This window comes from Corallococcus praedator (assembly GCF_003612125.1).
Lineage (GTDB): Bacteria > Myxococcota > Myxococcia > Myxococcales > Myxococcaceae > Corallococcus > Corallococcus praedator.
The window spans coordinates 1-9340 of the sequence record NZ_RAWI01000366.1; the positions used below are offsets into that span (position 1 = coordinate 1).

The 9340-nt window shown below is 67.7% G+C and carries 9 protein-coding genes and 4 pseudogenes; 4 read left to right on the forward strand and 9 right to left on the reverse strand.

Annotated elements, in window-relative coordinates; genetic code table 11:
- Together D7Y13_RS32735 and D7Y13_RS49560 are read right to left on the reverse strand one after the other, a co-directional pair.
- A pseudogene (locus tag D7Y13_RS32735) lies at nt 1–427 on the reverse strand (IS3-like element ISGur5 family transposase); the annotation flags it as partial.
- Nucleotides 428–548: 121 nt separating this feature from the next.
- Nucleotides 549–647: pseudogene (locus D7Y13_RS49560) on the reverse strand (IS5/IS1182 family transposase); the annotation flags it as partial.
- Between the two features lie 72 nt (nt 648–719).
- Between D7Y13_RS49560 and D7Y13_RS32740 the strand changes: the two are divergent.
- From D7Y13_RS32740 to D7Y13_RS49565, 3 genes and pseudogenes are all read left to right on the forward strand, one after another.
- Nucleotides 720–893 (forward strand): hypothetical protein, encoded by a 174-nt coding sequence (locus D7Y13_RS32740; RefSeq protein ID WP_120537471.1) that lies wholly within the window; start codon nt 720–722, stop codon nt 891–893.
- Nucleotides 841–1575 (forward strand): annotated as a pseudogene (locus D7Y13_RS32745) (RCC1 domain-containing protein); the annotation flags it as partial. The gene D7Y13_RS32740 and the pseudogene D7Y13_RS32745, both read left to right, overlap by 53 nt.
- A 40-nt stretch (nt 1576–1615) precedes the next feature.
- Nucleotides 1616–1732 (forward strand): annotated as a pseudogene (locus tag D7Y13_RS49565) (ParB N-terminal domain-containing protein); the annotation flags it as partial.
- Here the strand turns inward: D7Y13_RS49565 and D7Y13_RS32755 are convergent.
- The 6 genes from D7Y13_RS32755 to D7Y13_RS32780 all read right to left on the reverse strand — a co-directional run bounded on the left by D7Y13_RS32755 (nt 1721) and on the right by D7Y13_RS32780 (nt 7835).
- The gene (locus D7Y13_RS32755; RefSeq protein ID WP_147444184.1) at nt 1721–2281 is read right to left on the reverse strand and encodes a dehydroquinate synthase/iron-containing alcohol dehydrogenase family protein; all 561 of its coding nucleotides are present in this window, start codon (nt 2279–2281) and stop codon (nt 1721–1723) included. The pseudogene D7Y13_RS49565 and the gene D7Y13_RS32755 sit on opposite strands and share 12 nt — an antisense overlap.
- 138 nt (nt 2282–2419) lie before the next feature.
- A complete protein-coding gene (locus tag D7Y13_RS32760; protein WP_120537468.1) occupies nt 2420–3739 on the reverse strand; it encodes an amidohydrolase in 1320 nt (439 codons plus the stop codon).
- A 60-nt stretch (nt 3740–3799) separates the two neighbouring features.
- The gene (locus D7Y13_RS32765; RefSeq protein ID WP_120582430.1) at nt 3800–4801 is read right to left on the reverse strand and encodes an alpha/beta hydrolase fold domain-containing protein; all 1002 of its coding nucleotides are present in this window, start codon (nt 4799–4801) and stop codon (nt 3800–3802) included.
- Between the two features lie 213 nt (nt 4802–5014).
- The gene (locus D7Y13_RS32770; RefSeq protein ID WP_120537466.1) at nt 5015–6064 is read right to left on the reverse strand and encodes a GNAT family N-acetyltransferase; all 1050 of its coding nucleotides are present in this window, start codon (nt 6062–6064) and stop codon (nt 5015–5017) included.
- On the reverse strand, nt 6057–6761 hold the full coding sequence (locus tag D7Y13_RS32775; RefSeq protein ID WP_233595307.1) for a hypothetical protein: 705 nt from the start codon (nt 6759–6761) through the stop codon (nt 6057–6059). Before D7Y13_RS32775 ends, D7Y13_RS32770 begins: the two co-directional genes overlap by 8 nt.
- Before the next feature lie 252 nt (nt 6762–7013).
- Nucleotides 7014–7835, reverse strand: coding sequence for an alpha/beta fold hydrolase (locus D7Y13_RS32780; protein WP_120537472.1), 822 nt, complete (start codon nt 7833–7835; stop codon nt 7014–7016).
- 97 nt (nt 7836–7932) lie between these two features.
- Between D7Y13_RS32780 and D7Y13_RS32785 the strand changes: the two genes are divergently transcribed.
- The gene (locus D7Y13_RS32785) at nt 7933–8331 is read left to right on the forward strand and encodes a winged helix-turn-helix transcriptional regulator (RefSeq protein ID WP_120582429.1); all 399 of its coding nucleotides are present in this window, start codon (nt 7933–7935) and stop codon (nt 8329–8331) included.
- Between the two features lie 94 nt (nt 8332–8425).
- On the opposite strand, the gene D7Y13_RS32790 is transcribed toward D7Y13_RS32785, so the two are convergent.
- Nucleotides 8426–9340, reverse strand: a 915-nt coding sequence (locus D7Y13_RS32790; protein ID WP_208734513.1) for a hypothetical protein, incomplete at its 5' end; no start/stop codon positions are given.

Sequence of the window (9340 nt, forward strand, 5' to 3'; positions counted from 1 at the left end):
CCAGCAGCGCCGCCGTTTCCGCCAGCGCCTTCTCCTTGCGGCGCAGCTCGCGCTCCAACTCCTTCACCCGCTTCTCGGCCACCGCCAGCCGCCTGCGCTCCTTGGCCGGCAGGGCCTGCGTGGACGCTCCCGACAGGGCCCCCGCGGCCGCCTGCTGCCATTCCGTCAGTTGCTCCTCATGCAGCCCCTCCCGACGCAGCAGCGCCCCCAACGCCTCGCCCGTGAGCCCTTGGGCTGCCACCAGCACGCGCAGCTTCTCCTCGGGCGTCCACTTCTTCGGTCCAGACGGCGCAGCGGGCTTTTCCTCGGGCGGGGGCGTCATCGCCGCCAACTTATTCGCCTCCCGCAGCCACTGCGACAACGTCGGCTGCGACACGCCCACCTGGCGGGCCAGTGCCGCGGCACTCACCGCGCCCGGACCCACCATCCGCCTCACCATCTCCGACTTGAATCCATCCGTGTACGGCACTGCTTCCTGCCTGCTCTCGCCCCCAGGGCGTGGTCATCCCGGCCGCTCTGCCGAGGCGACAACTTCCCTGACACAGGGGGTCCGCACGAGGGCGGCCCAGCTTCTCCTTCGGCCGAGGCGGAGGCAGCAGGGGCGCCACGCGCTGCCAGAAGGCGTCGGGGACGAGTTCACGGACCATGCCCCTCAAGCTGAGGATGCCCCTTGCCAACGGCCAGCCCAGCCCTGACTTTCGTTAGGTGCTGTTAGCGGAATGGTTGCCGTCGTCCCAGGTGATAAGTACTTCACCCTCGCGCTGAAGGCCGACGGTGCCGTCTGGGCCTGGGGGAAAAACTACGGCGGCCAGTTGGGCAACGGGGGGCGACGAAAATTTCACACCGGGGCAGGTGCAGGGTCTCACCGGAGTGGTCTCCACCGCCGCGGGTGACAACCACGTCCTGGCCTTGAAGTCGGACGGCACCGTCTGGGCTTGGGGTAGAAACTTCAGCGGCCAGTCGGGCAATAATGATGAATGGAAATATGACGTCTACACGCCGACGCAGGTGCCGGGCCTCACCGGCATGGTCGCCCTTGCCGCTGGCGGCGAAAGCTCCGTGGCGCTGAAGTCGGACGGCACCGTCTGGGCCTGGAGCAAAAACGCCAGCGGTCAGTTGGGCGACGGGACAACGACGAACCGCTTAACGCCGATACAGGTGCCGGGCCTCACCGGCGTGGTCGCCCTTGCCTCTGGGCCATATTACACCTTGGCGGTGAAGTTGGATGGCACCGTCTGGACCTCGAGTTTCTATTCGTTTCAAGGGACGGTGCCGGGACTTGCCGGCGTGGTCGCCCTTGCCGCTGGTGCGTCCCACTCCTTGGCACTGAAATCGGACGGGACCGTTTGGGCTTGGGGCAGGAATGCCTACGGCCAACTGGGCGATGGAACGACGACGAATCGCTACGATTCGGTGGTTCGCGTACCGGGTCTCAGCGGAGTGACCAGCATTGCTGCAGGCGAATTTCACAGCATCGCGGCGGGGGCGGACGGCACCGTCTGGGCCTGGGGCTCCAACGCCAACGGCGAACTGGGTGACGGGACGACGACGGCCAAGCTCTCCCCTGTACGGGTGGTGCAGGGGTGGACGCGATGAAAGCGGGAGCCCTCACTTCGAACTCACCGAGTCCATCAAGGCACAGGGCATCCTCCAGCCCATCCTCGTCCGCAAGGACGGCGACGGCTACCGCATCATCGCCGGCGACCGCCGCTGTAGTGCTTCATCTCACGCCCGATGACTTGGGCGGGGACGCTGGCTTCTTCTTCGACGCGGCCTCATTGGCTTCGCCGAGGAGTTCCTTCTCGACGACAGGCTTCGGCGGATTCGCCTTGAGGTAGTCGTTGCTAAGTTTCTCGGCCATTTGTTCGACCGAGCTGCGAATCACGCCGAGAAGCTCTAGCCGATGGGCGATGCCGAGGGAGCCCGCGTCAGTCCATGTCTCGGCGGTCGCAATTGCTCGTCCGTTGCTGCCTGTGACGTTCTGGCGGAGAGAGAGGCGCGTAGTATAGACAACCATTCCATCCGACGCCGAAAGCAAGTTCACACTGATGTGCGCCTGTGGCATTCCTTCTGCCGAGTACATTTCCTTCTCAGTAAGGACTCGGATCCCGCGGCGCCGGAACGTCAGCTCAGCGAGGGTGCGTAGCGCTTCTGCTGTGAGCCCAATGTTCGCGTAACCATTGCTGACGTTGACGGTGACGTGGACGCCGCTCATGTCAATCAGCGGCCAAAGGATGAAGGTCTCCTCGGCCCGCGCCTGCCCCACGAAGAGCACCGCCACGAGGCCGAGCACCACACGCAGATTCCGCATGGCCCCACGCTAGGTCACAGGGGTCCCATGGCGTCAAGCCGGCCCGGGCACCCGTTGACGGGGGCGGGCGGAGCGCGGGAGGCAGGTGGGATGCGCCTCTCCGTTCTCTCAGGGCCTCCCGAGCAGCTCCAACGCGGCGGTGGTCAGCACGGTGACGCCGGTGCGCAGCGTGCGCTCGCGGTCCGGCGCGTAGACGGGCGAGTGCGGGGACGGGAGCGTCTCTCCCGCGGCCTTGGCCTCCGCGAAGCGCTTGGGTTCGGTGATGCCCAGCCACATCATCACCGCGGGCACGCCCGCGCGGCCGTACTCGGAGAAGTCCTCGCCGCCCATGACGGGCGGTGTCTCGCTGAGGTTCTTCTCGCCCAGCACCTTGCCCACCGCGTCCACCAATCGCTTCGTAAGCGCGGGGTCATTGAAGGTGGCGGGCGTGCCCTCGGTGACCTTGACGTCGGGAGGACGGGGCGCTCCGGAGGCCATCGCCTCCGCTTTGGCGATGCGCTCGATGCCGGCCAGCAGCGCCTTGCGGACCTCCGGCTTGTACGTGCGCACCGTGAGCTGCAGGCGCACCTCGTCCGGGATGATGTTGTGCTTGGTGCCACCGTGGATGGCGCCCACCGTGATGACCCCGGGCTCCAGCGGGCTCTTCTCCCGGCTGATGAGTGTCTGAAGCGACAGGATGGTGCGCGCCGCCATCACCACGGGATCCACGGTGGTGTGCGGGTACGCGCCGTGCCCGCCCTTGCCGTGGAGGGTGACGTCCACCGAGTCCACGCTCGCCAGCGCATAGCCGGGGGTGAACTGCACCGTCCCCGCCGCGGCGGTGGACACGGTGTGCAGGGCCACGGCGAAGTCCGGTTTGGGAAAGCGCTTGAACAGGCCGTCCGCCAGCATCTGCCGGGCCCCCGAGCCAATCTCCTCGGCCGGCTGCCCCACCAGCATCAGCGTGCCACGCCACCGGTCCTTCGTCCGCGCCAGCAGGGTGGCCGTGCCAAGCCAGGACGTCATGTGCACGTCGTGCCCGCACGCGTGCATCACCGCGACGTCCGCTCCGGCCGCATCCTTCGACTTCGTCTTGCTGGCGTAGGCCAGCCCCGTCTTCTCCTCCACCGGCAGCGCGTCCAGGTCCGTGCGCAGCATCACCGTGGGCCCCTTGCCGTTGCGCAGCAGCGCCACCACGCCGTGCCCGCCCACCTTCGGGGTCACCTCGAAGCCGAGCTTGCGAAGGCGCTCGGCCAGCTTCGCCGCCGTCTTCTCCTCCTGGAGTGACAGCTCGGGCGTCTGGTGCAGGTCGCGGTAGAGCGCGTCCAGTTCGGGGTACAGCGCGTCCAGGCCCTCGATGGCGGTGGGAGGGGGCGCCGCCGCGAGCACGGGGCCGCCGGGCACCGCCAGGCAGGCGAAGAGCAGCGGAAGAAAGGAAAGCGTTTTCACCAGGAAGCCTCCTGTCCGTCAGGGACCCTCACTACAGCACGTACCGCGATGGGAGGCTGCTCAATCACCGGAAACCGGCATGGCGCCCCTGCCCGCGGCCCCCCGCGCGAACATCCGTCCCAGCCACGCGTCGCGCGTCGCGATGCAGGCACGCGCCACGTCGGACCGCGGGGCAATGTCATAGAAGCCGTGGAAGGCTCCGCCCCAGACGTGCAGCTCGCACTCACCGCCCGCCGCCAGGATTCCGCGCGCATAGGCGACGGCTTCATCCCGAAACGTCTCCCCTGCCGCGACGTCGATGAAGGTCGGTGGCAGCCCTCGCAAATCCGTCGCACGCCCGGGCGCGGAATAGGCAGACACCTCCGGGCCCCCGCAGCGGTCGCCCAGCACCGCCCGCCAGGCCGTCAGATTGCTGGTGCGGTCCCAGACTCCAGCGCCGTCGTACCGATGGGCGGACTCCGTCTCATTGCGGTCGTCCAGCATCGGGCATTGCAGCAGCTGTCCCAACAGCCTCGGGCCTTGCCGATCCCGGGCCAGGAGCGTGGTTCCCGCCGCGAGCCCGCCGCCGCCGCTCCCGCCGAAGATCACCAACTGGTTCGGATCAAACTTCAGCCGGCCGGCGTTCGCCGCCATCCACACAAGCCCCGCGTAACAGTCCTCCACCAGGGTGGGCGCTGGATGCTCGGGCGCCAGCCGGTATTCGACCGTCACGCAAACCGCGTCATGACGGAGCGCCCAGTCCACGAGCGGCTTCGCTCCCGCGAAGCGGGTCCCCATCACCATTCCGCCGCCATGGATGAAGTAGACCGCAGGCCCCGGAGCTGAGTGGTCCTGCCGGGAAATGACCGAGACCGTGATCCCGGCGCCCTGATACCCGGGGATGCTGACATCGACGCAGTGGACCTTCGCGTCGCCAATCAGGTCCTCCCGGGTCACGCGGCTCAAGCCACGGAAGTGCTCAAGCTGCTCCAGCGTCATCTTCAGGGGCACATATCCCTCCAGCGCGGGCAGGAGGGCGGCCAGTTGCGGGTCGAAGTCGGGGGATGCGTTGGGGTAGGTCATGGGAGGTCCTGGCCCGTGATGGGGGGCATGCAGCTTCCAAGGTGCCATCTCCGAGCCCGAACAGCACTCCTCGGAGTCGTTCGCATCAGCGGGGAACAAAGGCGTCGCCAATGAGCGCGCTGATGTTCCGTTCCATCACATCGGAATGCAACGTCAGGCCCGGGGGCCGACAACGCCACGCGATTCAATTTTGAGAGAGTCCGTCACATCGCTTCAACGCAGGTGCGTGAACACGGAAGGGGCCGCGGGCAGCTCCAGCCCGGGAGTCGGCAGCAGGCACGTCACCTTCGCCTCCCCGGGGAATGGCACCCAGCCCGCGCGCCACATCAGGGGGGCGGGAATGCAGGGGCCCCGCAGCATCGCGGCGCAGCTCACCCCCCGGCGCTCCATGTCCTGCATCGCCACCTGCAACAGTCGCCGCCGCTCCGTGACGGGCACGGCGTCGTCGAAGGCCATCAGGTCCACGACCTCCGCGGTCATGGTCTCCCGGCCCGTCATCCGCATGGAGTAGCTGTTGACGAACCCCCGGACCTCGCCTGCCTGCTCCAGCACGAAGGTGCGCGGCACCTCGCGGTACTGAAGCTGATGCGCCAGCCGCTCCGCCGTGTACGCGTAGCCCAGCGTCACGGACTTCATCATCCGCTGGACCAGTGCCATGCACCGGGGCAGGTCCGAGGGACGGTAGGGACGGATGCCTTGGGCCTGCGCTCGCCGGAACCGGTGCCGGAGGAACGGACGCGCCAGCGTGAACAGCGCGCGTTCCGAAGCGTGCATCGACCAGCGAGCCAGCGCCTGGGCGTCAAAGACATGCACCCAGAGCCCCATTCCATCGAGGATGCGCGCATGCTGCGTCTGGTGCCAGAAGCCAGGCCCATCCGTTCCCGCGGCCACGCAACCCAGGAGGAGCCGCGCTCCCCGCTCACGGTGTCGCAGGAGCATCTCCTGCGCCAGCTTCCCGCCAATGCCCTGTCTGCGGTGCGAGGGGGCCACGCTGGCCCAACTCCCGTAGGTGCCATCCACTTCCTGCGAGCCCAGGCGGATCCTCGCGGGCTCCGCGAACAGCGTTCCCACCAGCTTCCCATCCGCGTACGCGGCCACCAGGTAGTCGCGTGGGGCCTTGCCCTCGCGGAAGAGCAGCCAGTCAAAGAAGTGCGCGTCCCATACGGCCAGGGGAAGCTGCTTGCCGTAGAGCTCCTGCCAGACACCATTGACGAAGCGGGAGGCTTCCCCGGCGTCGCCCTCGAAGGTGCGGATCTCAACCATGCTTGCGCTCCTGAACCGGCGCATTGGCGAGGTGGATGGGGTGGGCACCGAAGAGGTGGGTGAAGAGCGCCCGGGTGGACGGGATGAGCGCATTCCAGTCAGGGATGTGGACGTGCTCCGGGCCGGTGAGCACCTTGGCGTAGATGGCCTCATAGACACGCTTGACGGTGCCGGGGGCAATGGCATCCATGTCGAAGGCCGGGACGATGCCCACCAGCTTGAAGCCGTGGTGTTCGGCGTTGAGCTGGGCCCGGGCAAGCTTCAGCGTGGAATAGTAGAGGGCCACTTCGGCGCCAATGCTCCGGCCCACGGCCTCCAGGACGGTGACTCCCAGCTGACCGATTCCCAGGGCCCGGTGCGAGGGCTTGATCGCTCCCATGGGCGCGGAGATCTGCAACCCCCGCACATTCTTTTCAAGCGTCAGCAGCCCGATGATTTCGTGTCGCTCCTGGGAGCGACACAGCATCGCATACAAAGAGCGGTCAGGACTCTCTCCGCGCAGGAAGAACTCCCGTTCGTAGAAAGAGGGCTCCAGGTGACGACTCTCCGTGCCGACCTGGATGTCTGGATACCATTCGCGCAGGTGCTCGGTGACCTGTGGGATGTCCTCCCTCGCCAACTGTTGGATGTAGCATCCTCGTGGTTCGGCGTGTCCGCTCAACATCTGACTCAGCTCGCCCCATTGCATTATTTTCATGGAGGCAGATTTTGCTGGAGAAGGAGTTGGCCGGGACAGCGCTCCCCGAACAATCTCCTTGAACTGTCATTGTTGAATCACACGCATCCTTCGCGCGTGGTGTTCTTCACAGGCGACGTGCCCGGGGGGGCACCGAGGAGTGCGCAGGGAGCCTCGGCACCCACAGGGTGCGGACACGACAGCGTCTCCGGGTCAACGGCCCAGCCCGTTCAGCAGGATGACGTAGGACTGGACCTGAGGGCGTTTTGAGCTTCAGCGGGAGCCACGGACGAAACCGCGCAGGAGCGCGGCGAGCGCCTCGGGTTGATCCTCGGGCAGGATGTGTGCGGCGTCGCTGATTCGCGCGGTCACGAGGTGGTCGCACAGCGGCGCGATCTGACGTGCGAGTGCGTCGCCGACGACGCCCCCGGCGATCGCGAGCGTCGGGACAGTCAGCCGTTCGACCTTCGCGAGGAGCCGAGCGTTTTCGGGGAGCGCGCGGTAGTGCGCGAAGGCGCAGCGGAGCGCGTCGCGGCCGCGATAGGCCTCAAGGAAGGCGGCGCGCGCCTCGGCGGGGAGGCCGCGCTTCGTGCCGATGGTGAAGAAGTGGTCGAGGTACGCCTCCTCGTGGCCCGAGATGACCGCCTCCGGCATGTCGGGGATCGCGTGGAACGCGAACCACCACGGCGGACGGAATGACTCGGCGCCAGGAAGCCCACCGAGGAGCGCCTCCATCACGACGAGCTTCTTCACGCGCGCGGGATGGCGCGCGGCGGTGAGGAACGCGATCGGCGCGCCGAGATCGAGGCCGATGAGAATCGCAGGCTCCTTCGTGTGCGCGTCGAGCACGGCGAGCGCGTCAGCGACGAGCGTGTCGAGCTCGTAGCCCGACGTCGCGCGCGTCGTTGCGCCAAGGCCCCGGAGGTCCGGTGCGATGACATGATGCTCGCTGGCGAGCGCGCGCATCACGTTCCTCCAGACGAACCAGGTGTGCGGAAATCCGTGGAGGAAGAGGAGCGGCGGCCCCCTGCCCGCCGACGCGACGTGGATCGCGATCCCGTTGGCCTCGACGACGTCATGCTGGAAATCGCTCATGGGGCCAACCATGTGCCTGCGGATACCTGGTATCAAGAGGATACCAGGAGGAGTTCAGGGGACCTGGATGGAACCAAGGCACCTGGAGGAAACCACGATGGCTGCACGCAGACCGGGAGGCCCCTTCGTAGCAACGTGCCCGACGCGTGAGCTGCTCGACCAGCTCGCTGACAAGTGGTCGGTGCTGCTCCTGCTGGCGCTTGCTGACGGGCCGGTGCGCTTCAACGCGCTGAAGCGCAAGGTCGAAGGCATCACGCAGAAGATGCTCGGCCAGACGCTGCGCCGCCTTGAGCGCAACGGCCTTGTCGAGCGCCGCGCCTTCGCGACGGTCCCCGTCACGGTGGAGTACGAGGTGACGCCGCTCGGCCGCTCGCTCTACGGCATCGTTGACGCACTCCGGAATTGGTCGATCGACCACATCGGAGGCGTCAAGAAGGCACGCGAGCGCTTCGACGCGACCCGCGACCACGCGCATGGCCGCCGTGAGATTCCCTGACGTCCGGGACACGCATCACGATGGGTCTTCTGTCAGAACGTCAAGGACGTGCGGAACGCCGTCAAGTGCGTGAGCGGGCAGGGCCTTCCCGCACTCAGGATTTCCGCGCGGACAGAGCGCCGACGAGGCCCACCCCGAGCACCCCGATGCCCAGCGCCAGCAGGTAGAGCGCCGGGAAGACGTGGCGTTCCACCTCGATGGCGTCACCCACGTACGCGAGCGCGAACAGCCCCACGCCCGTCACCGTCTGCGCGATGCCCAGGGCCAGCGTTGGGGACGGGCGCCAGCGCAGCACCAGCAGCCCCGCGAGCACCCACAGCCCCATGCCCAGCGGCGTGCCCAGCCCCACTCTGGCGATCGCTCCCGTGAAGGCTTTCGCCGGATCCACTCCCAGCGGGCCCACGCGCCAGGCCTCGTGGCGCGCGGCGAGCCGCTCCAGGTTGCTGCGCTCCGGGGCTTCGGGGCGGAAGGACAGATAGGCCGTCATGAAGGTCACGGTGCCGTCGCGCAGGCCCGTGTCGAGTGCGTTCCAGACCTCGCGCCACGTGGCCCCAGGACGATCCAACACCAGGAAGCGCGCGTAGGCGCCTCCGCCGCGCGTGGCCACCCACCGCGCGAACCCCCAGCGGTCCGGGCGCAGACGGTAGTTGAGCTCCTCCGGATGCCAGTCGTGCAGCGTGCCCCCGTCGAAGCAGGGGGTGATGACGTGCCCCCCGGCACAGGCCTGGACGTAGTCCCCTGGAGGCATCCCGTCGCGGGTGAGCAGCCGCTCGACAGCGGCGGGGTCCGTCAACATCCGGCCCATCACGTTGTTGGCCAGGTTGGTGTGGATGGACGTGTCGAACAGCCGCGTGAAGGCCAGCGCCCCCAGCGCCACCACCGCGAGCGACGGCGTCACCCACCGCGGCCCCTGGGGCAGCCGCCCCCAGGCGCGCAGCAGCGGATGCAGGGTGAGCAGCAGCAGCAGCACGAAGGGCGCGGTGTTCTTGCTGAACACGAAGAGAACCCC

Coding starts and splice junctions, on each gene's coding strand:
- D7Y13_RS32770 (WP_120537466.1), bottom strand. CDS start 6,064: ATGGTTGAGATCCGCACCTTCGAGGGCGACGCCGGGGAAGCCTCCCGC.
- D7Y13_RS32740 (WP_120537471.1), top strand. CDS start 720: ATGGTTGCCGTCGTCCCAGGTGATAAGTACTTCACCCTCGCGCTGAAG.
- D7Y13_RS32780 (WP_120537472.1), bottom strand. CDS start 7,835: ATGAGCGATTTCCAGCATGACGTCGTCGAGGCCAACGGGATCGCGATC.
- D7Y13_RS32765 (WP_120582430.1), bottom strand. CDS start 4,801: ATGACCTACCCCAACGCATCCCCCGACTTCGACCCGCAACTGGCCGCC.
- D7Y13_RS32785 (WP_120582429.1), top strand. CDS start 7,933: ATGGCTGCACGCAGACCGGGAGGCCCCTTCGTAGCAACGTGCCCGACG.
- D7Y13_RS32775 (WP_233595307.1), bottom strand. CDS start 6,761: ATGAAAATAATGCAATGGGGCGAGCTGAGTCAGATGTTGAGCGGACAC.